Raw genomic sequence first — 22,907 nt, 5'->3', positions numbered from 1 at the left:
CAAGCGAAAAACCGAGGTATGTAAGATACCTCGGTTTGTAAACAAGCTTATTTATATTGATACAACTCTACACGCAATGCGGCCGGATTGTTTCCGATCTTGATCTGGTAAACTCCTTCGTCACCGTTAAGAACGCGGCCAGGGACCCATACATCTTGAACAAATTTTCCTTCTTCAATCCTTACATAACTTGTTTTCATCGAACTCGAGCGCTTCGGCAAAAATTCAATGTAAAAGCTGATTCCGGCAAAAATAAACTCATCTTCAGAAACCTCAATCACAAGCCCCCCTGATACCGGCTTGCCCGCTGGCTGACGATGATAAGTGATTCGGATGTCATACTTGGAGAAAGATAATATGCACCCGGCTTCGTGATTCTGAAGAAAACCCGTCATTTTCCCGGTTCCCCGATATTTCTGGATAATACTCAGCATGTTCCCCAGCAGCTCATAACTGCGTGCCAGATAAGGACCCGTTCCATTCAAAACAAAGCCGGAGTTTTCAATATTAAGAGCCATCATGATACCGGCATCGATACTCTCACCACTATCCGAAGGTGCCATAAAGTCTTCAATTCCAAAAGGTGAAAAGCAAAGCGCATCATGCTTTCCGATGGCATAAAATACATTCGTAGCTGTGGGTATATCTCTTCTCGCTTCAGGAATAAATAATGGGTTATCGCTTGCTGTATATTCCTCGCAAATCTCCGCAAAATTGGGCAGATAAATATCCGGCGCATACAAACAAATGGAAGGAGCCGCTGCTTTCCAGATCTTCATTACCTTCGCTATCGGTCCTCCGCTCGGGTATGTTCCCGGTCTCCAAGGGAATTGTTCCAACCAGGCGTTAACGAATAGCGGTAGAGGATAGACCTTGGAACCGGCACTCGCTATTCGTTCGACAGCTTGGGCATAATGATAAGCCATAAAGTATTCAGACGCATCATCCCCGAATCCCTCCTCCCACGTACCGCTAACCCCACAGAGAGACTCGATCACGGCTGGTATTGGCCGATTGAATTCGACGTTTGCGTAATCAGAATAGTCCCGGTCGCTGCCAAGTAACCCGATTTCATTCTCCACTTGAACCATGATGACCGTATTCTGATCACCGTCTACTTTTTTAAGATGTGCCATGAATTGTGTGAAAGCATTAGCATCAGCTTCTACAGCTTTATCGCAAAAGGGAGAGATGGTTTCTGATGGTTCATTATTTTTATGGACAGCACGGAAATAGGTTGTGAATTCCTTCTTCACCCAGCCTGGAGCATAGCTGGAAATTCCATTTTTCCATAATCCGAACCACAATAACACCAGCCGTACATTTTCTTCCCGAGCCTGTTCGATGATTCCGTTCAATAAATCAAATTGAAAACTTCCCTGCTCGGGTTCAATTAGTTCCCAGTAAACCGGCAAGATCACCGTGTTTAGATGCAGTTCTCTGAGATAGGGCCAGACTTTCTCCTTCATATACTCCAGGCTCGAGGCGCTCGAATTATGAATTTCCCCGGCTAAAGCGATGTAGGGTTTACCATCGACATAAAGATTATAGACTCCATCTTCTTTTAACAGTTGAGGCAATGACATGGAATTTCCTCCTAAAAGTTTGTAAGCGCTACTTCCTGAATTGGTTCGAACAAAACTCGCTACGGAAGCATAGGCTTAGGAATAAAGCGGGGCGATCTCCGCTTGATTTTGCTGGCAATGGTGCTTTTACTCGATTACTGCAAAGACGTCCCCCTCAGTGATCCCTTTTTCATTAAAGGTATCAACCCTGACGTATAACGGCTCATTTTTAATTAATGCACCAATTGAAACTTCATTTCGACCAAATACCATATAACTATGGTACAGTTTATCCGGCGCGAAGCCCCACAGCACATTGTAACTAACGGCATCTCCTTGATCCCAAGTTACAACGAGATCAAGATCGCTGACCAGCTTAGTCTGGACTCCAGTTGCCTTTTCAGGAAGCTCTCCTTTGCCTATGCCAAAAACCCGTAGCCCGGACACGCACGCCGCTTGGTTATAAGGTAGTTCCTTAACCATACATCGAATGTACCGGGCTTTAATCCCGTTTTCTCTTACGATCAGATCATGCGATAAGTCTGTATCAACATTAGACTTATCCTCGATGACGAAATACTTCTTACCATCCACCGAACCTTCCAAAAGCCATCTGGTAAAATGCTGACGATGATCAATGTATCGGTACGTTGGGGCATCTCCATGAAATTCCGCTCCTTCAGGAGGTGGAACGCTCAACGCATCATCCGCAAAATTAACTTGAATCGCGAAAATGTCGCATGGATGCAACAGGTCAACCTCAATCCATTCGCCAGATCCGCCGGAAGCCGCCCTCCACCAGGTCTGAACGTTTTCATCGGTAACCTTGAATGCTTCTTTTCCTTCTATATAAGAAGATGATATAGCCGGTTTGCCATACGAGAGAAGCATCCAATCCGGGTTACGCCAGGGATTCATCGCAGCCTGTTCGATCTTAAGCGGCCAGTCGCCATAACGCTGGTTGCAGAAAAGCTCCCCATCCTGATCAAACCCTGCTGGCCACAAACCTATCCTTCTCTCGAAATTATGATTCACACTAATTCTTATCGTTGAGGCATGCCAATAGTTCCCATGACGATCTTCCATGGTCGATCCGTGACCGGCACCGGGGATGAATCCCCCCGGCTTGTAGGAATAGGGGTTGTTTTTAGCTCGAGTGAACGGGCCCAATGGGTTGTCCGACACATAAACCCCATCCGAATATACGTTATACTGCGTACCGGGGACGGCATACTGCAGATAGTATTTGCCGCCATGTTTATCCATCCATGCTCCCTCAATGAATGGTTCATTCCCAATCGCATCTCGCACCATTTTCAACATTTCATTCGTCAGATTCGGATTGTTGGTCTTATATTGATGAATGATTGCTTCAATCTCTTCTGACGTTCGGGGAGGAATATGGTTTTCGCCATTTCTTTCAAATCCGTTGACGGATAAGTTAGTAAAGATAAGTTCTACCGGCTCTGTTAACGGTTTCATATTCTCAGGGTTCAGCTCCACTCCATAGATCGGTTTATCGTTGGAGCATCCCCAATAGAAATAGATTCTTCCATCATCATCCACGAACAAATTCGGGTCCCAGAAAGGAAACGTCCCTTCGATCTCCTCAAACGATCCCGAGATCGGATCTTTTGTTCGATAATAGGAGCAGTTTTTATTCGCCTTTGACGCGGAAAAATACAAGTATTCTCCGATGACCCGAACATCCGGTGCATAATCGTAGATCGGCAGATCCTTAAGGGGATGGAAAGACCACTCCGCAAGATCATCGCTCACAAGATATCCCGCTGTCATGGAAGGGAACATGAAGTACTTTCCATTAAAATAAATCATAGACGGATCCGCAGCTTCCCGATTTACAGTCAGCTTGCCGTGCGCTTCAATAAATTGATACTTGTATTCCATGTTGATCGGGTTACAGATGTATTTCATATTCGTTTCGCTCTCCTTTCCTATATATTCGAAAGAACCCTACCTCTCACAAATAAATTGCAGTCATAATGGCCGCAGCTCTATATTCTGGTTAACATCTAACTATACACATTCCCCAAGGCTCGATTTCGACTTCTTCGCCTTGTTTCATTTCTTCACTAGACAACAACTCCGTACCGCTATTGTAAGGATAGATGAAAGTTTGCGTATCGTCGGAGTAGTTAAAATAGAAACGTATAGTATCTCCCTCTCTACTCTCGCCCGTCTTTACAATGAGCGGGAACGCCAATTGTTGGTCCGTCCCCCATAAACCTGCCGCCTTGACAGCTTCCTGCAGGACGCGACGCATGGAAGAAGCATCGAACATGCCGCCGATGTAAGTCGCCAAACCTTTGCCGTAACGATTACGAGTTGCCGCCACATATTGCCCCCAATGCGGATGCACATAGGTAGCGAGCACCTCTACCTCTTCCGAGACAGGGGTCAGCAATTCCATAAAGCTTTCGACAGTTCCGACCTGCGCCGTTCCGTCGTTAAACAGCTGTCCGGCAAGTCCAACTCCTTTCGGTTCAACGAACATACTATACGTTACACCACAGGCTTCAGAAATGATGCCCGGCTGACTTGTTGTCCTCACCTTCACCACATCGTCTGCAAAGCCACTTTTGAAGGAGTAGACGACATGGCCACCTTCTGCTGTATAAGCATTCAATCGCTCCAAAGCTTCGTCCGTCACAGCATAAAGCGCAGACACAACGATTAGTTTGTATTCGTCCAAATTATCGAAATTCGGTTGGATAAAATCGCAGGACACATTCATTTTATAAAGCTCATCGTACATTCGGCGAACGACGTCGTTATACGTTCGGCCGTCAGGAAGCTTAAACCATTCCATCGCTGTTAACGCTTCGTTGCTAACCATGACGGCCACACGATTCGTTTTTTTCAATCCGAGCAATGCACCCGATAGCCTGGCAAAATCGCGTCCTATCGTAACGGCTTCGTTGTAAACGGGATTGGGCTGTAGATCGTGACTCACCAAGCCTTTCCAATAAGTCTCGAAGGAGTTATGAATCGAGTGCCAATGCCAATAAGCGACCATGGAAGCGCCAGACGCTACATGACTGAATGCAAGCAACCGGAGTTGGCCGGGGTACGGCGTCCAGTTTGGAAATGCTTGTGCCTGCGTTTCGAGAACAAGATAATTTGATCGTTTCAACGAACGCGCCATATCTCCGCCAAACGATACCTCGATGCCGGTCAGTTCGCTCTGCGATGGATGGTAGATATCAACACCGGCAATGTCGAATGGCTTCACCGCTTCAAAGTGATCCACCGACGGCTGTATGCCGTATGAATGACCTCGCCAATCAAAATCGAAGTTTTGCGTCACGAACTGGTGGGGCTGTTTATATTCGTTAACGATGGCAACCTGCCACGCAAGAAAGTCCGTGACAAGTTTTCTCTGGAAACGCGAGAATTCAGCGCCTAAACTGCCATTGATCGTGCCAATGACAGAGGGGAAGTCCTCCCAACTGTTGATGCGATTGCTCCAATAGTCCAGGCCAAACCGCCGGTTGATCTCATCCAGAGATCCAAATTTCTCTCGCATGTATTTGACAAATTGAAGCTGTACGTTTGGACCTGCCGTGTTGTAGTGCTTCGTTTCGTTGTCTGTCTGATACCCGATGACGGCGGGATGATTAGCCACTCTCGAAATCAGCTTGCGAATAATCCGCTCCGCATAGAAAAGATAGACCGGATTCGTTATGTCCATAATTTGTCTAGCGCCGTATTTACCCGGCCCAAGCGGTGTGACGGCAAGCACATCGGGATGTTCCTTCACCATCCAGGTGGGGACAGCATAGGTCGGCGTACCGACAATTACGTGTATGCCTGCAGCATGCATTGCATCAAGTACACGGTCCACAGAGCTGAAATCGAAGACTCCATTCTGAGGTTCATGTGTACTCCATGTCGATTCCGCGATTCGGACTACGTTAATTCCGGCTTCTTTCATCATTCGTATGTCTTCGTTCAGTCTGTCATTCGGCATATACTCATCATAATAAGCAACACCGTATAGAAGTTTTTTAATCATCTCTTTTCTCCTTTTGCTATTTGAGCGAACTGATCGGATAGCGCTTCTTAAGCACCGTGATCACGGCGCTTTCCCAAGCTCCAGATAATAGGTTCGAAAATTTGTATAGATTGTTACAAGTCGTGCAGACTCCCATCTCTTCTGAGCCATCATCCGCATCCTCGGATTGGGCTGTATGACTATTTAGTCTCAATCAAAGCGGCATCGGTCCGGAAATGGAGTTTCGCCCCAAGATTGTGAGGTTCAAGTTGAGCTATAAATAGGCCCTTTTGTAAGCCGTACGATGAGGCTAAGGTTTATCCTTTTACCGCGCCTGCCGTAATGCCCTTAGTAATCTGTTCATTGAATAACGCATAAATAACAATTGCCGGGAGCGAAATCAGCACCATTACGGCAAACTGAGACCCGTAATCGGATGAATACATACCTGTGAAGTTCTGAACAGCAAACGGTAGGGTCTTATAGGTATCCCTGCTTAAGAACGTTGCTGCCAAAATGAATTCATTCCAACAAAACAAAAAGGAGTTGATTGCAACTGTGACAACGGCAGGCTTCATTATTGGGAGAACAATTTGAAATACGAGCCGAAAAATTCCACACCCGTCAATGACCGCCGACTCCTCAAGCGCACCCGGAATCGTACGCATAAATCCGGAAAGCATGAACATTCCTATCGGTACATTCACCGCCGTATATGGCAGGATTAATGCCCAGTAACTATCCGTCAACCCTAATTTCTTAAGAATGACAAAGTCAGGCAGCAATGTTGCATGGATCGGAATCATTATACCCAGTAGAATGATTGCGAAAAAGAGCCCTCGTAATTTCCACTTCATTCGAGTGAACGCGAATGCCAGCATCACGGAGATTACAATTGTAAGAAGGATCGAGGCACCTGAAACAACGACACTATTTGTCAAGTATTTCAAAAAATTTCCGTCCACCCATGCATTTACGTAATTTCCCCACTTGGGAGAAGTTGGCCACTTTATAAGATCGTCTGAATAAAATTGGTTTCTATCCAAGAAAGAGTAATTTACCAACCATATAAGCGGAAACAACTGCATGATAGCAGCAAGGATAAAAAATACCCATATGCTCGTTTTCTTCAATGATTTCATCCTGCCACCCCTAATATTCAACAGAGTTGCGACTCGTGATTTTATTACTGATGTAAGAAGCGATTAGACAGATAATAACAAACATGATGGATATCGCATTAGCATATCCGTATTCGTTAGCTGTGAATGCCTTTGAATATAAATAAACACCTAAAAATTGCGTTGCATCTCCAGGACCGCCGCCTGTGGTTAAATACACGCCTTCCATTTGCTTTAAAGCCATGACAATTGCCAGAGTAACCTGAACCGTAATGACCGGGGATAAGAGAGGAATCGTGATGTTCCAATGAAGTTTAATTCCGGAAGCACCATCCAAGCGTGCAGCTTCATACATATCCTCCGGAATTCCTTTGACTCCGGCATAATAATACAACAGTCCCCAGCCGAATCCCGACCAGATTAAGATCAGGAGCAAAGACCAAAGCGCAGTGTTTGGATCGGCCAGCCAAGCATGATTAAGTGATCCCAACCCGATTGAAGTGAGAAACTTATTAAATACGCCAAAACTAGGATCAAGAATAGACAGCCACATTTTGGAGATTACGACTACCGAAATGACGCAGGGGATAAAGAAAATGGTTCTGAATGCTTTCTCTCCCTTGCCTCCGATCCGATCCAGCAAAAGAGCAAACAAAATACAAAGAGGGTGTTGGATAAAGATAAAGCCGAGCCCGAGCAGGAGAGCATTCCTTAACGAAATCCAAAAACGCGGGTCGTGAAAGAGCAAATTCCGATAGTTATCCCAACCAACCATCGTAATCTTCGTACCTGGTCCCATCGTTTCCGTGAAAGAATAATAGCCACTCAAAACGATCGGAGCGAGTAACATAAGTGAAAATAATAGTATGCCAGGAAGCACGAATATAAATATTGTAAGTTTATTACCGAGTATTTTCTGCATGTAATGCCCCACCTCGAGTTGTTGATGAAAGTATGGGATAGGCGCCTCATCCTACCCCATACTTGGCGCAACCTATTTTCTTTGTTTATCTGACGCTTCCTGCAGCTTGTCGATCAGTTGTTCCGGCGTAATTGCCCCGCTTGCGAATGCACCGAATAGGTTATTGGTATCATCTTTGAAGGCCGCAGTACCATGATCAATCCAGGAGATCCCGGGCGTGGATGTTGCATTCTTCAGCATGTCATTCAGTTTCGTTTGAACGCCGGGTTCGCTGCCCGTCAATTCAAATTTTTGGGCCGGGAAAAGGCCGCCAAGTTCCCAACCATTTTTTGGCCATTGTTGGGCACTCATCATGTAGTCAAAAAACTTCTTAGCTTCTTCGGGATGCTTGGAAGCAGTGACCAAAGCAAGTCCCCCGCCATTCCACGCTTGCAGGTCGGTAGCTTTACCTTTTCCGCCTTCTACGATCGGGAAGCTGGCAGCATCAAGATTTGTACGGAACTCTTCAGAAAGCTCATTATTGGTAGCCATCGCTGCTTCCCAAGAACCCGAATACCACATTGCCGCTTTTCCTTGAGTAAACAAATTTTGGGACATTCCGTAATCCGCCGTCATAAAGCCATCTTGAAATAGACCTGCATCCACTAACTGCTTGAAGATTTTCGCACCTTCCAGGAAGGCAGAATCATCTTTGAAAGACACCTTGCCTTCAACCGCATCCAGAATGGATTGTTGGTCACCACTTACACGCTGAACAATATTTTGGTACATCTCCCCCAAATTCCACAGGTCCTTACCAAACATGGACATCGGAATGATTCCCTTTGCACGGAATTCTTTCGACGCAGTAATCAGTTCGTCAATCGTTGTCGGAACTTTTATACCGTTATCCGCAAATAATTTTTTATTGTAATAAATGATTTCAAAGTCGCTGCTCCTAGGGAGTGCGTACAGTTTGTCTTCAAACGTAAAATTCTCAAACGAACCCGGAAGGAAACCAAAATCATCGCCGCTGTAATCTGCAGGGTTCAGTTCTTTTACATATCCAGCTTGCCGAAGCGTGTCCAGATTCGCTCCACCAGTTACCATAGTGATATCAATCGGTTCGTTAGAAGCCATATAAGTTCTAAGCTTGTTCCCGTGAGCTTCCCCTCCAAGCGCTTCAACCTCGATTTTCACGTTCGGATTTTCCTTCATGTAATTATCAATAATCGTTTGTTCAGCCAGACCTTGTCCTGTTTTCCGATCCGGCAGGTTCGAGAAGAAACGTAACGTAACTTTTTTCGCCTGTACTGCAGAATCCGTAGCGGAGTTAGGACTTGAATTGCCATTAATTCCGCAGGCTGTCAACAAAACCGCAATTACCAAGGATACGAGTAGCAACTTAATTGTAGCCTTTCTATTCATTTTAATTCCCCTTTGAAAGTATATTTTGTTGCTATGTGATCAACCTTATCATGACCATCGTGAAGTGTCAGGGGAGAAAAAGACAGTAAGGTTGAAGTTTCGCAACTATAACAACACCCTCATTGTTTCCGCTCCGAATACGTGGTAATAATTGATTGAGTGACACTTGATGAGGAAGGGTTGCGAACCTGGTGAAAAGACTCTACTTAGATTTAAGCATACGTCTAAAGATTTTCGTTATTTTCTATTCGGTTATCACAATAATCACGCTTTCCATAGGTATTTATTCTTATCAGACTGTCAAGAAACAAATTATCGATAAAGTGAGCACGACCAACATCGGGATGATCGCACAGATCGGGAACGGCATATCGGCTATGCGAAAGCAAGTTGAGGATTGGGCAACCATATTTATTTCATCTCAGCCTGTTCAATCCAAACTTTCTCAAAACGGAAGCTCTGGCGAATCACTTGAAAATACTCTCTATGATGGTCCAACAGCCTCCATTATGGCTTACATGCTGACTACCAGCATTTTTGATTACTTATCTCTGTACGGGACTGCAGATAGCCCTGTATTTATTGAGTCCACTGGCAACGGCGGCACTCCCTACCCGCTTTCCAATATTTACAAAAGCCCAATTTACTCAAAAGTAAAACAAAACAATGGCGCCCCATATTGGTTTTCATTAACCGAAAATCAAAATATTTTTTTCCACGACGACCAGAGCGAAATGATTGGCATGAGCAGAATTGTACGTAATGTTTACAACGGAAATCATATCGGACTATTGTTTGTTGGCATTCATTCGGACACGGTTCGAAAATTTTATCTTAAAAATCTTTATGACGATGAACATGGTATCGTCATGTTAGATCAGAATGGTACACCGTTGTTGCAGGCGGGAATGCCACAATATCAGACAGATGAATTCTTTAATGTCTTAAACGGTATGGATGTTCAAACCCAAACAGGGACCGAAATCGTTTCGATCAATGGAGAAAAGCTGTTAGTTACCTATAGCACGATGGATTCCTTGGGATGGCGTGTTTTTTACATGGTTCCTTTTGCTTTTCTCACCAATGAATTGAGTACAATAAAAGAATTTGCGCTTATCTTAATTTTCGTATGCTTAATCCTTAGTTTGCCAATAATGCTGGTAAGCACAATCTTTCTTACAGCACCGATTAAAACCTTGCAGAAATCTATGAAGCGATTCCAAAATGGAAATTTTGATGAACGGGTGGATATTAAATATCGAGATGAGATCGGTGAACTCGGCAGGGGGTTTAACAGTATGGTTTCAAAGATCAGTTCATTGGTCAATGATGTGTATCTTCTAAAAATTAGTGAAAAAGAGGCGGAGCTCAAAGCATTGCAAGCGCAAATCAACCCTCATTTTCTCTATAACATGTTAGATACAATCTTTTGGGAAGCTCAGGCTTCCGGAAACAAAAAAATTTCCGATATGATTATTAGTCTTTCGCGGCTGTTTCGGCTTAATTTAAACCGTGGCAGCAGTCTTACTAGTGTAGCTAAGGAAAAAGAGCTTATCGGCCATTATCTTGCGCTTCAGAAGATGAGATTTGAGGAAAAGCTGCAATATCATATTGAAATTCCAACTGAGCTAGACCACTACGTCATTCTAAAACTGATCCTTCAACCTTTTATTGAAAACGCTATAATCCATGGAATTGAGAAAAGGCATGAAGGCGGTACAGTTAAAGTTACTGGTCATTTAGTAAACGACAATCTTGAATTTATAATAGAAGACAATGGAATCGGGATGGATGAAAGTACAATAAATAAAATTATGAATTACGTCCCTCCAAGCAGGTCCAATCTTTCGAGTGATACCAGCGGTTACGGCACGCACAATGTTTTTGCACGCTTGCAGCACTTTTACAATGATGGATATACGCTAAGCGTGGAGAGTCAGATAGGTGTAGGTACAAAAGTACTTCTTCGAATCCCCATTAAATCAGGACTAGAGAGAGAGGTAATCTCATGATTAGCTTATTAATCGTTGACGATGAAAGGCGTGCCCGTGAAGGAATCCGCAATGCCATTGATTGGAATTCGCATGACATTCATATTGCAGGTGAAGCTTGTGATGGAGCCGAAGCGCTCAAGATACTTAAACAATTCCCAGTCGACATCATGATCACGGACATTCGGATGCCCGTTATGGATGGCCTTGAATTAATTAAGGAAGTGTCGAAATTATACCCTAGCATTCGTAACATTATTTACAGTGGATACGATGAATTTAATTATGCTCAAAAAGCCATGACGTTCGGTACATGCGATTATTTATTAAAACCGAGCCGTCCAGATGAGATTTTGGAAATTGTCAACAAACAAGCAAATAACATTAACGAAGCAAAAAAGCAGAGTGAAGCTTTGGACCAATTACGTATTGGTTTTCAGAATAGCTTGCCTTTGTTAAGGGAACGGACATTAAGCCGCCTGGTACTACTATCAGAGCGTCTCCCATCTGATCGTCTTGAGTTGATGCTAAGCCTAAACCATATTACATTTCCAAAGATGCTGTTCGGCGTTCTGGTACTTGAAATTGATGATTTTTATACATTGGAACAAAAATATGATTATGAGGAAATTGAACTGTTTAAGTTTGCAATCAAAAATATCACGGAAGAAATACTCTCACGTACGCTCGTCTGTGCGGCTTTCGAACATCAGGATACCATTATATCGATTCTGAACACAGATCAGTGGATTGATACTCTGAAGTTCCAAGAGATTATGATGGAGCTGCAAACGAAAGTGAGTCAGTATCTTCCACTTACAATTTCAATAGGCGTTGGAAGTATGGACAAGGGGATTTCACACCTTCATATATCTTACCTTGAATCTGTAAATGCACTAGAAAAACGGTTTCTTAAAGGCTCGCAAAAAATCGTGAATTACATGGAAAAGGAGGATATAGAAGAAGCAACTTCATATCCCCTTTCTGAAGAGAAAGCCATGATTCAGGCCATTATTTCTGGCAATCGGGAAGCAATGGTTGAAAAATTTAATGCGTTTCATTATGCATTAAAACCCGAAAGCAGTTCGAAAAGCCATGTTCTCAACTCCATGCTGGCTCTAGCTTTTAGTTTGTTTCACTTTTGTATTGAAAAAAACATAAATACCGATGAAATCTTCGTTGAAGATTTCCCAAAGCTGTCAAAGATCCTCACTAGTTCAAGCATAGATGTGATAAAAAGCGTGATAACAGGAATTATGTTCAGAATAAATGATCATATAAACTCCTCCAAAAACAATAATAGAATATTTCAAGAAGCCCTGGCTTATATAAATCAAAATTACAACAAAGATATTAGCCGAAACATAGTGGCAAGAGAAGTTTTCATAACTCCTGGTTACCTGGGTATTCTTTTTAGGCAGCAATTAAACATGGGTTTTTTAGAGTATTTGCATAAGATCCGAATCGACCGTGCCACTGAATTGCTCTCTAATCCAGGGATCAAAATTAGTGAAATCGCCTACCAAGTCGGTTATCAAGATGAAAAATATTTTTCTCAAGTTTTTAGAAAGCATACTGGGCTAACCCCTAACCAATATCGGAATAATTTGCCTAAACGATGATCGCGTATGGGGGGGACTCCCCCCCCCCATACTCTTGCGCCAATAGTACTCAACTAAACTCCATTAAAGAAAGTAAATTAGCCTGTTCACTAAACAACAAGTTTATGAGCTGGAAGGCGGTTCCTCCATAGTTTTCAATTCCAACCAGCCCCACGAAATTCGAGCCTTAGAAGGCAAATCGACCTTATTACGCCTCCAGATTTCCCCTAATTTTTGCAAAAGCTATTTTCGGGGGATTCGTACAAATAACGTCATTGATCATTGAAATGGCATACCAATACTTCGCACGCCCAAAAGGCTTCGAGTTCTCCTGTTTGAGTATGCTGAACTTGTTATTTGGCATCCTTTTAAACAAACTTCCCTACCATGAAATTAGTGACGATGAAAAAGAACTGGACTGATATTTACTCGATGACTTTGTAAACCTCCCTTTCGGTAATTCCCTTTTCGTTGAAAGAATCAACTCTTACACAAAGCGACTGACCTTTGATCAGTGCACCAATCGTGACTTTATTTCGATCATAAACCATATAACTGTGATATAATTTATCAGGGGCGAAGCCCCAAAGGACATTATATCCAACGACATCAGCTTGATCCCAATTCACATATAGATCGAGAAAGGTCACCAGTTCAGTTTTTATTCCTGATACCTTTTCCGGAAGTTCCCCGTTACCGATTCCAAATACTCGAAACCCAGAAATGCAAGCGGATTGATTGTAAGGAAGCTCCTGAATTGTACATCTAATTTATCGAACGCTTACTCCTTCTTCTCTTACGATAGCTTACTATGTTTAGTACCCTAGACTCAAATCCAATTTCGTGGCTTAAGAGATAAGATCATGCGATAAATCTGTACTTGCCTTGCTTTTATCTTCTATTGCGAAGAATTGTTCTCCATCCAGCTACCCTTCCAGTAGCCACCTGGTATAGTGCTATCTTGGGTCGATGTATCTATTTTCTTGTAAAACTGCTCCTTCAGGCAAAGGCAAAGTTATCCCGTCATCGGCAAAATTAATTTGTATGGCGTGCACATCACATGGAACATAAGATCGATCTGAAGCCACTCACCAGATTCATTGGATGCTGCTCTCCACCAGGTACGAACATCTTCATTTGTAGCTTTTGAAGCATCTTTTCCTTCTACAAATGATGACGCTGTTGCAGGTTTTCGATGTGAGAGAAGCATCCACTCCGGGGTACGCCAAGGGTTCATTTTTGCCTGTTCCATCTTCATTGACCAAACACCAAAGCGCTGATTACAGAACAATTCCCCATCTTAATCGAATCCCGCTGGCCACACTCCTAACCTTCTTTCAAAACGGTGATTAACACTGATTCTCATAGAAGATGCATGCCAATAATTCCGGTGGCGATCTTTCATCGTAGAACCGTGCCCTGCTCCCGTAATAGAGCCTCTCTGCTTATAGGAGTATGGGTTGTTTATTGCAAGGGTAAATGGTCCCAGCGGATGCTCTGATACATATACACCGTCTGAATAAGTGTTATACTGCGTAGCCGGACTTGCATACTGTAAATAGTACTTGCCATTATGCTTATCCATCCATGCCCCCTCGATGTATGGTTCATTACTGAATACAACTCTAAGTCGACTTAACATTTCCTCCGTAACATCACTCATTTTACTGGCGGTTAATTGAACCAACTCCTCAATCCGTTCAGGACTTTGAGGTGGTGCAATATGATGTTCTCCATTTCGTTCATAGCCTATAACAGACTGGTTGCTACGAATAAGCTCGACCGGCTCCATAGTCGGTTTCATATCAGCCGGATTTATTTCCGCTCCCCAAATAGGAGTGAGATTAGAGCAACCCCAGTAAAAATACACTTTTCCATCACGGAAAAACGAAGTGTTTTTCATTAAAATAAATCATAGAGGGATCGGCAGCTTCCCTGTAGAACTTTAATATTCCCTGATCATCAACAAATTGATACTTGTACGGAACACTCATCGGATTACAAGCATAACTCATTCCTACGAACTCCCTAACTCCTTTTACTTTACTCAAAACTCACACCAAACCCATTTTCTTGGTCAACTCTCGAATATCCGTATCGCCGAATACCTCGGCCTGAAGCAGCTTGCCGATCATGTCATGCTCTTCCTGTGTTAGTCCCGTATCTGTAAATAATTCTCTCATCGGGCCAGCCATCGTCCGCATATATTCCAGTGCTTTCATCATGGCTTGATCTTCAGTGAGCGCAACTTCCTCAAATGGCAGGGAATAGAGTTTAGTCATTTGGTTTGTATCGATATGTGCCTTTAACCGTTCCAGAAATTCCTCATAGTTCCTATCGTTTGTCCAAGCGGCTTCCGCTAACGCCTGTATGCGCAGAGCGAGCAGGGATTCTAATTCTTCGTTTGTTGTGATCGTTTCGGTCCAGATCGCCGCTTCCAATCCCAAAATATTGTCGCCTTTTAGCCCGGTGTGTTCGCGAATCTTGGGCTGGAATTCGTAAATCTTTTTGAACTGCACCATGCAATGCGGAGAACTGAAATACAAATTGAACATATCGGAAAATACCATCTTCTGCCCGGCCTCAAAGTAGGGATATGCATAGGATTCCGGCGTCGACTCCAACCAATATTGAATGACCATATCTTTAGATACATTATTGGCCTTCAAGATGTCATTCCAACCGATCACCGTTTTCCCTTTTCTACCGAGATATTCTTTAATTTCGTTCATGAAATATCCCTGTAAGTCTTCATAGCTGTCTATACCATTTTGTCTCATTCGCTCTCTGCAATGCGGACATTGGTTCCACTTGTCCTTGGGACATTCATCGCCCCCAAGATGGAAGTATTTCGACGGGAATAACTCCGTCACTTCATCCAGAAGATTGCGGATCCATTGGTAGGTGCTTTCCTTACCGGCACACATGACAACCCGAAACACGCCGTACGTTGTCGCCACAGGTATCTCCTCGTCAAAGCAACTCAACTCTTTGTACGCGGAAATCGCGGCAGAACAGTGTCCGGGCATATCGATTTCCGGAATGACATCAATGCCGCGCTCCTTCGCAAATTGAACGATTTCCTTAATCTGTTCCTGAGTATAATATTGTCCGTTTGAAGCGTTTTCGTGCAATTTGGGGTAGATCTTACTCTCGATTCGCCAACCTTGGTCCTCAGATAGATGCCAATGCAAGACATTCAGTTTATAAACGGACATTTCCTCAATGATTTTCTTCATTTCATCCGCATCGAAGAAGTGCCGCCCCACATCGACCATAAGACCCCTATGTTTATATTTGGGCTCGTCGCTAAAAGATTGCGGCTCTATGCCATATTGATTCGTTTGCATGGCTTCAACAAACATCTGATATACGGTGGACAGCCCCAAAATCGCGCCGGTTTCATTTGAGGCGCTCAGCTTGATGGTCTCCGGCAAAACTTCGATGGTGTAACCTTCTTGCTCCAATAAAGAATTGCGGATTAGCGTTAAGTCTGCATCGCTGCCGGTGATCCCCGCTGATATATTACAGTTTTGTTTGATTCTTTCGACGAACGCACGAATTGCCCATGGAGCAAAATCACCGATGTCGACTTGCAATTCATCCTTCACTAAAAAATAGCCCGCCCCGTTATTTTTCAATATCTCCCCGTTAACTTTTGGAATGACAATCATTTTCCATCCCCCCCATATATAGCTTCGTTTAATCGATTTATCAAGATAGTGAGCGACTCTTCCGTTATCTTCCCTCGGCTATTGGAAAGCAATGCGCGCAGCGGCATGTCGCGAATTATTGCCGCCATCATTTTCGCATTGACGGCATCAGATTGGCTAGGGTTCTCTGGTGGCACAAGTTGCATTGACTGCATGATCGGTAGAGTCTTGGGATTCGCCATGATTTCACCAATCGTAGTATTCATGTGGAATATCGGTACAAGATGTACTGTTGATTGCACAGAAATTGTATCTCGAAGAAGAATATCACGTGAGGATGCACCGACTAACACCTCGTATTCTCCTGTTTCGACATGCCAATCCTTCAGCTCAACGTTATAGTATGCGAAGCTGCGCTTGTCGAGCGTGACGGAAACGACTTTCTCCTCGCCGGGCTCGAGGGCAACCTTCATAAATCCCTTCAATTCCTTCTCCGGCCTTAGGACGTTGGAAGAAACGGCTCGCACGTAGAACTGAACGATTTCTTGCCCGAAACGCCCTCCCGTGTTCTTTACCTTTACGTAAGCATGCAAGGTTTCTTGATCGGTTATCCGCGACTGATCTAGTCTTAGGTCTGAATATGTGAACGTCGTATAGCTTAAACCGTGTCCGAAAGGAAACAGCGGTGTAATATCTTTCGTTTCGTAATAGCGGTAACCAACGAATATGCCTTCTCGGTACTCCACTTTGTCTCCTTCCCCTGGAAAGAAAGGATGCGATGGGTTTTGCTTTAAGCTCAGCGGAAAAGTTTCTGCCAGCTTCCCGCTCGGATTCGTGATGCCGAACAAAATGTCTGCGATCGCACCACCAGCTGCCTGCCCTCCTAAATAGGCTTCCAAAACGGACTTTGCTTGTGGGAGCCACGGCATTACGATCGGAGCTCCGTTGCTAAGTACCACGACGACATTCGGTTGCACGGATGCCACTCGTTCAATCAAATGTACCTGATTAGCCGGCATGTCGAGATTCCTGCGGTCATAGCTTTCCGATTCGTAACGATCCGGCAACCCGACGAATAAAACGGCAACGTCGGCCCCGCTTGCAATAGACTTGGCTTCTTCGACTAAAGTATCGTCATCATCGTCTCGGTCCAGATGGTAACCTTTCGCAAACCGTATCTCCGCCTCCTCACCCGCAGCGACTTCCATCTCTTCACGAATGTTGTCCAGCCTCGTCGGGTTAATGTGCGAGCTCCCGCCTCCCTGGTAGCGCACTTGCTCCGCCATCGCCCCGATAACTGCGATCTTGCCCGACTTCTGAAGCGGAAGCATCCCGTCTTCGTTCTTAAGAAGCACCATCGACTCCCGTGCGACCTCCCGGGCTAGTTGGTGATGAACATCTTTGTCGTACGTCACATCTGGTTTACGGTTATCGTCAGCTTTAAAGTTAATGCGTAATAATCGCTCCACCGCGCGATTTAAGGCTTCTTCGGACAGTTCCCCGCTCTCCACTGCGGCGATGATCTTCCGTTGCCCTGCACCATTACTGGACGGCATTTCAAGCTCCATGCCGGCAGCTACGCTGGCCGCCGCGTCATTCACGGCACCCCAGTCGGAAAGGACGATGCCTTCATGCCCCCATTCTTCCTTCAAAATGCGAGTCAACAATGTCTCATTCTCCGAACAATACGTGCCATTTAGACGGTTATATGCCGCCATGACAGTCCATGGTTGCGATTTCTTGACTGCGATTTCGAAACCGGTCAAATAGATTTCCCGAAGCGTCCGCTCATCGACGATAGAGTCCGACGTTGTCCGCCGATGTTCTTGGTTGTTCGCAGCGAAATGCTTGATCGAGGTGCCCACTCCTTGGCTTTGAACACCTGCGATGTGTTCAGCTGCCAGCTCGCCTGTTAGATAGGGATCTTCCGAGAAATACTCAAAATTCCTTCCGCAGAGCGGAGAACGTTTTATATTTACGCCGGGACCGAGCAATATGGAGACGACTTCTGCTTGGCTTTCCTTCCCAAGTGCCTCTCCGACCCTTCGTACCAAATCGCGATTCCAGGAGCTCGCCATGCCTACCGCCGAAGGGAAGCAGGTTGATGGTACGCTCTCGTTGAGGCCCATGTGATCAGCATCGCCGGTTTGCTTGCGTACACCGTGAGGCCCATCCGTCAGTAGGATAGAAGGAATACCTAGCCGCTCGATCGCCTTGGTCGTCCAGAAGGACGCTCCCGAACACAATCCTGCTTTTTCTTCCAGTGTCAGTAGCGCAACAAGTTCAGCAATGTCTCTCGTCAATTTCAAATCTCTCCCTTGCATTATGGATTGTAATTTTTGACCTGCTGGGTTAATGCTCTATTATTCTGATATATTTATAAATTTTCTCCGAAGTTTCCTCCTCCAGTTCGTCGCCTTGATGCGTTCAGGCGTAACAGGTGGTTCCAACGGGGATGTAAGGTGTTCCGTCCGCATAATCGAAAGACGGCAGTTTTTCTGGTTCCTCTGGCTCCGCTACGTAAGGTACATCGGCCAACTCTGCCAGTGTCTCCGAAAGCCAACCTGGCGTTACTTGGTCTTTGGCCATTTGGAAGTATTGTTCGATCGTGAAACTCTTAATAATGGATGCGATTTCTGGCGCCGCCCCCTGTAGAGCCGGAACCCGGCGAACGATCACGGCACGCGACGGTTCATTCTGGTAAAGGATGCCGATGCGTGTTTTCTCGTTAAATTTCATATTGTGCTACCTCCTGACTCTTTACAATGTTTTTCTTCGTTCTGCCAATTCCTTCGTTATCTGCTTCTGCTTTTCTTCAGTTAAATCAAAAAACGCTACGCCTAAGGTAAGCAGGAATATGACAGCAGGGACAACGCCCACAAGCAATTTAAGACCAAAAAGGCTCGTGCTGCTTTGCTCTGCCGCACCGCCAACATACCCTACTACAGCAAGCACTCCTGCTGTAATTGAACCGGATAATGCAGTCGCAAATGTAGTTAAAAACCCTTGTAACGAGCCCATGAAGGCGTTGATGTTCATTTTGGTCTTCCATTCTGTATAATCCATAGCAGCGGGCAACATTGTACCTTGTGCAGGGGTAGCTAATCCGGTAAAAAAGCTCAATAGCACAAGGAAGACAATATATAGATTAACTCCTGTCGCTGATGAAGGAATAAACATGACCATAAACATTGAAACGATATTAACGATTGATGATATAATAAGGAGTTTTTTGATTTTTAACTTTTTACTTACAACAGTACTTAATCCAACGCCAAGCATAGTTGGAAGTATGGCAACCAGGCCAGTTATCGTCAGTAGATTGTCATTATGAAAATAATACTTAAAGTAGTAAATACTTGCACCGGATCGAATACCGTTAGCTAAATGCATGGCAAATACGTAAAGGTAAACGATGACTGCTGTTTTGTTTGTAAAGACCGCTACAAGCATCTCCTTTAAAGCGGGTCCTTTTCCTTTCGCCGGAGCCTGAACAATATATCTTTCTTTTATTGTGCGTTGCTGATAAAATGCTATGACTAAGCTTATTACCGCAATCATTCCCATAATCCATGAGAAGCCTGCTGCATCATTGCCCTGTCCAAGTACTTTATATAATGGTTGTACACCGATTTGTGCTGCCAACGCTCCAATGATGGACAAGAAAAATGCGATCTGACCTATTGAGGCTCTATCATCAATCCGCTTGGTTACCGCAGGAATCATCGCTGTATTGGGAGCTGAACCGAGATTGAACACCAGGCTGTAAAGAAAATAAGTAACCGTTGCATATATTAAATTTCCTGTCGGACCTAAATTGAAATTCGTGTAAGTAAACCATCCGAAGATACCTGTCAGTAATCCCCCTGCAATTAACCAAGGTTTATATTTACCCCATGGAGTAGTCGTTCTGTCGATTAGAATTCCAAAGGCCGGAGTAAGAAAAGCATCGACAATACGTGTGATCAAGAATAAACCGGCAACGTAGGCAGAATTGATTTTCATAATATCCGTATAAAAGAATAGTATGAACAATTGAACAACTTGAAGATGAAAGGTCCCAAAGCAACCATTAATCACAACGGCCAGCTTTTCGCTAAATTTTAATTTCCTGTCCTCCTGTTCCCCTGAATCAGCTAATATGACGCTATCTATTTGTGCCATTCCAAGTCCCCCCAAGATTATCAAGATCGGTTGCCTCAATGCGCAGTACTTGGGAAGGACACCCTTCCGCTTCAACGAATACGTGAATCGCCCCGCTTCCCGTTGGTCGGATAACGGCAAGCGCTTTTCCGTCAAATGTCGAATGGACATTGTCAAAAAAATCTTCTTCCGTCATCGGATTCGCGTTGCCGAAACCTTGCAGAATGCCAGCACCTTCTACTTTAACAGTGACTTCCCGATCCGAAAGCGGTTTCAAAATGCCTTGATCGTCTACAAGTGATATGGAGACAAATGCCAAATCATTGTCATCTGCTGTAATGAACGTGCGATCGACCCCTACCTTCAAATTCAGTCCGCTGCCTGCAGATTTAAGCGCCGTACGTCCCGTTTCAATACCATCGGTATAAGCCACTGCCACAATCTCTCCTGGAGTATAGACCGTATCAAACACCGCTTTATAGTCATTGCTTTCTCCCGTGCTTGCTTTCCCAATCGTGATCCCGTTTACAAGAAGCTCCACTTCATCAGCATAAGAATACACCTCAACAGCAATGGGTTTACCTTCGAATCCTTCCCAACTCCAACTGGCAATTGTATCGCTCCAGCTCCAAGGGTTCGTAGGCTTATTTCCATAATAGTGTGGACGTTCAATAGCAAGATAGGGCTGTTTCCTTAAACCAAATACAATTTCACGATAATAGGAAATGGGACGTCGATTTCCCAGGATATCAATATCTCCGCAATTGGCCCCGAGCCAAGGATAAGCCCCGGATAGCCCTTGGCTCAAATTCTCCTGCTGAGTCATGCCAATCCCGGCCTCTCCAAGATAATTCCAACCTGTCCAAGTGAAGTCGCCGATGATATACCCATTTTCTTTCACTAACTTCCAGTTTGCGGCAATATCCCTGGGGAAAGTTTCACTGCCAACAATCACTCGGTTAGGAAAGAGCGCCCTGTCCATGACATATCGATTATCCGCATAATTGTAACCTGCGATATCAACTGCCGCGAAAGATTCCGCAACGGCCTTCGTCACCAGTTCACTGGTTTGAGCCCTTTTCATGGCGGTGCCAGCATTGGCCATAGCCGTGTTAACGTCACCTGACATGCGATCTTTTATAGATACGTGATCTTTCATTGCTTTTAAAAATTGATCCAGAACAGAAAGAAAAGCATTAATCGAATTCGTCACATATCTCGTGTTGTCAAGACTCCGTATTTTCTCCGCAAGCTTCCTGCCCCAGGCGGCTCCATGCGGGCTTCCATTTTCCGGGATTTCATTGCCGATCGAATACATGATGACGGAAGGATGATTAAAGTCCTTGTTCACCATCGCTTCAAGATCCGCTTCCCACCATGCGGGAAAATACAATGCGTAATCATAGCTGGATTTATTCACCGTCCAGGTATCAAAGCTCTCATCCATCACGAGCATGCCTAAGCGATCACATGCGTCGAGCATAGTTTTGCTTATAGGGTTGTGAGCGCTGCGAATGGCATTAAATCCAGCTTGCTTCAATATTTCTATACGCCGTTGTTCGGCCCGATCAATCGTTGCTGCGCCAATGACTCCGTTATCGTGATGGATACAAGCACCGCGAAGCTTTACGACTTCGCCGTTGATTCGTAAACCCGCTTCCGCATCCAGGGAGAGAGCGCGAATCCCGAACGTATGGATTTCTTCATCAACCAGGTTATCCCCGAGCATCACTTTACTTCTGCAGGTATATAGATACGGGGTGTCTACATTCCATAAGCTTGGCTGTTTCACATAAAGCCGCTGTCTCAAAGTTAATCGTTCTCCAGGGAAAGCCGTCAACGGTGCCGTATCCGTCGCTACGATGTTGCCCTCTGAATCCACAATCTCTGTTACGATCGTAGTCGTCTCCGGGTGGATTCCTTCGTTTTCTACCATAGTAGCAACATTAACGATAGCTCGTTCGAGTGTTATATCAGGAGTCGTGATTTTCACTCCATCCAATGCAATATGCACCATGTCAGAGACGATGATTTGGGTATTCCGATAAATGCCCGTACCCGTGTACCAACGGGAATCGTCGTTGCTCTTTGCCACGACTTTAATTTCATTTTCCTCGCCATATTTCAGGAACCGGTCTGCCTTGATATAGAAGTTGGAATAACCATAAGGATGCTGGCCAGCAAAATCGCCATTGATATACACCATGGCATTCATATAAACGCCCTCAAACTCGAAGGTTACGCGTTTCTCTTTATATGTGAGCGGCACATGAAATAATTTTACATACTCATACGTTTTATCCGCGAAGAACCCTTTCTTGCCGCCGCTGACGGATTGTGCGCTTCGCTTCTGTGCAATCATAGCGTCATGGGGAAGCGTTACCGGTTCAGGCTCCATACAAGGTGCTATGTTGAAGAAATCTTTTGGCGGTCCCACTGTCCAATCTCGATTAAAGCTTTGTCTGATCATTAACCTATCTCCTTTTGCG

General features: G+C 44.6%; 15 protein-coding genes. 2 read left to right on the top strand and 13 right to left on the bottom strand.

The annotated features are described in order from the left end of the window. Nucleotides 1-47: 47 nt before the first annotated feature. The 6 genes from EHV15_RS18030 to EHV15_RS18005 form a co-directional block, all read right to left on the bottom strand. Nucleotides 48-1,586 (bottom strand): DUF5597 domain-containing protein, encoded by a 1,539-nt coding sequence (locus EHV15_RS18030; protein ID WP_128632417.1) that lies wholly within the window; start codon nt 1,584-1,586, stop codon nt 48-50. Nucleotides 1,587-1,712: 126 nt separating this feature from the next. Then, nucleotides 1,713-3,500, bottom strand: a complete 1,788-nt coding sequence (locus tag EHV15_RS18025; RefSeq protein WP_128632416.1) for a family 43 glycosylhydrolase — start codon at nt 3,498-3,500, stop codon at nt 1,713-1,715. A gap of 91 nt (nt 3,501-3,591) precedes the next feature. Continuing rightward, nucleotides 3,592-5,598, bottom strand: coding sequence for a beta-galactosidase (locus EHV15_RS18020; RefSeq protein ID WP_128635408.1), 2,007 nt, complete (start codon nt 5,596-5,598; stop codon nt 3,592-3,594). 299 nt (nt 5,599-5,897) lie between these two features. Continuing rightward, nucleotides 5,898-6,722: a carbohydrate ABC transporter permease gene (locus tag EHV15_RS18015; protein WP_128632415.1), complete on the bottom strand. Its 825-nt coding sequence runs from the start codon at nt 6,720-6,722 to the stop codon at nt 5,898-5,900. Between the two features lie 10 nt (nt 6,723-6,732). Beyond that, nucleotides 6,733-7,623, bottom strand: a complete 891-nt coding sequence (locus tag EHV15_RS18010) for a carbohydrate ABC transporter permease (RefSeq protein ID WP_128632414.1) — start codon at nt 7,621-7,623, stop codon at nt 6,733-6,735. Nucleotides 7,624-7,695: 72 nt separating this feature from the next. Continuing rightward, entirely contained in the window at nt 7,696-9,030 is a 1,335-nt protein-coding gene (locus EHV15_RS18005; protein ID WP_128632413.1) for an ABC transporter substrate-binding protein, read from the bottom strand. 191 nt (nt 9,031-9,221) lie between these two features. On the opposite strand from EHV15_RS18005, the gene EHV15_RS18000 reads away from it, so the two are divergent. Continuing rightward, the gene (locus tag EHV15_RS18000; RefSeq protein ID WP_128632412.1) at nt 9,222-11,042 is read left to right on the top strand and encodes a sensor histidine kinase; all 1,821 of its coding nucleotides are present in this window, start codon (nt 9,222-9,224) and stop codon (nt 11,040-11,042) included. After that, a complete protein-coding gene (locus EHV15_RS17995) occupies nt 11,039-12,643 on the top strand; it encodes a response regulator (protein ID WP_128632411.1) in 1,605 nt (534 codons plus the stop codon). The genes EHV15_RS18000 and EHV15_RS17995 overlap by 4 nt, the downstream gene beginning before the upstream one ends. 994 nt (nt 12,644-13,637) lie before the next feature. Here EHV15_RS17995 and EHV15_RS37035 read toward each other — a convergent pair. The 7 genes from EHV15_RS37035 to EHV15_RS17965 form a co-directional block, all read right to left on the bottom strand. Then, entirely contained in the window at nt 13,638-13,880 is a 243-nt protein-coding gene (locus EHV15_RS37035; protein ID WP_218571238.1) for a discoidin domain-containing protein, read from the bottom strand. Between the two features lie 42 nt (nt 13,881-13,922). Continuing rightward, complete coding sequence (locus EHV15_RS37030) at nt 13,923-14,525, bottom strand: family 43 glycosylhydrolase (RefSeq protein ID WP_218571237.1); 603 nt, start codon at nt 14,523-14,525, stop codon at nt 13,923-13,925. Nucleotides 14,526-14,676: 151 nt separating this feature from the next. After that, nucleotides 14,677-16,296 (bottom strand): beta-N-acetylhexosaminidase, encoded by a 1,620-nt coding sequence (locus EHV15_RS17985; RefSeq protein ID WP_128632410.1) that lies wholly within the window; start codon nt 16,294-16,296, stop codon nt 14,677-14,679. Further along, nucleotides 16,293-18,578, bottom strand: a complete 2,286-nt coding sequence (locus tag EHV15_RS17980; protein ID WP_128632409.1) for a beta-glucosidase family protein — start codon at nt 18,576-18,578, stop codon at nt 16,293-16,295. Before EHV15_RS17980 ends, EHV15_RS17985 begins: the two co-directional genes overlap by 4 nt. Nucleotides 18,579-18,702: 124 nt before the next feature. Continuing rightward, on the bottom strand, nt 18,703-19,014 hold the full coding sequence (locus EHV15_RS17975) for a hypothetical protein (protein WP_128632408.1): 312 nt from the start codon (nt 19,012-19,014) through the stop codon (nt 18,703-18,705). Nucleotides 19,015-19,035: 21 nt separating this feature from the next. Next, a complete protein-coding gene (locus tag EHV15_RS17970; protein ID WP_128632407.1) occupies nt 19,036-20,439 on the bottom strand; it encodes an MFS transporter in 1,404 nt (467 codons plus the stop codon). Further along, nucleotides 20,423-22,888, bottom strand: a complete 2,466-nt coding sequence (locus EHV15_RS17965; protein WP_128632406.1) for a glycoside hydrolase family 2 TIM barrel-domain containing protein — start codon at nt 22,886-22,888, stop codon at nt 20,423-20,425. The genes EHV15_RS17970 and EHV15_RS17965 overlap by 17 nt, the downstream gene beginning before the upstream one ends. Between the last annotated feature and the right edge of the window lie 19 nt (nt 22,889-22,907).

The organism is Paenibacillus oralis (assembly GCF_003863965.1).
In the GTDB taxonomy this organism is placed as follows: domain Bacteria; phylum Bacillota; class Bacilli; order Paenibacillales; family Paenibacillaceae; genus Fontibacillus; species Fontibacillus oralis.
The sequence above is the reverse complement of the archived record's forward strand: the minus strand, read 5'-3'. Positions and strand labels throughout refer to the sequence as shown.

Bases quoted from the DNA above. Each gene is read 5' to 3' on its own strand.
- EHV15_RS17975 (WP_128632408.1), bottom strand. From the start codon at position 19,014: ATGAAATTTAACGAGAAAACACGCATCGGCATCCTTTACCAGAATGAA.
- EHV15_RS18015 (WP_128632415.1), bottom strand. From the start codon at position 6,722: ATGAAATCATTGAAGAAAACGAGCATATGGGTATTTTTTATCCTTGCT.
- EHV15_RS17965 (WP_128632406.1), bottom strand. From the start codon at position 22,888: ATGATCAGACAAAGCTTTAATCGAGATTGGACAGTGGGACCGCCAAAA.
- EHV15_RS17985 (WP_128632410.1), bottom strand. From the start codon at position 16,296: ATGATTGTCATTCCAAAAGTTAACGGGGAGATATTGAAAAATAACGGG.
- EHV15_RS18005 (WP_128632413.1), bottom strand. From the start codon at position 9,030: ATGAATAGAAAGGCTACAATTAAGTTGCTACTCGTATCCTTGGTAATT.
- EHV15_RS18025 (WP_128632416.1), bottom strand. From the start codon at position 3,500: ATGAAATACATCTGTAACCCGATCAACATGGAATACAAGTATCAATTT.
- EHV15_RS37030 (WP_218571237.1), bottom strand. From the start codon at position 14,525: ATGAAAAACACTTCGTTTTTCCGTGATGGAAAAGTGTATTTTTACTGG.
- EHV15_RS17970 (WP_128632407.1), bottom strand. From the start codon at position 20,439: ATGGCACAAATAGATAGCGTCATATTAGCTGATTCAGGGGAACAGGAG.
- EHV15_RS18030 (WP_128632417.1), bottom strand. From the start codon at position 1,586: ATGTCATTGCCTCAACTGTTAAAAGAAGATGGAGTCTATAATCTTTAT.
- EHV15_RS18010 (WP_128632414.1), bottom strand. From the start codon at position 7,623: ATGCAGAAAATACTCGGTAATAAACTTACAATATTTATATTCGTGCTT.
- EHV15_RS37035 (WP_218571238.1), bottom strand. From the start codon at position 13,880: ATGAAGATGGAACAGGCAAAAATGAACCCTTGGCGTACCCCGGAGTGG.
- EHV15_RS17995 (WP_128632411.1), top strand. From the start codon at position 11,039: ATGATTAGCTTATTAATCGTTGACGATGAAAGGCGTGCCCGTGAAGGA.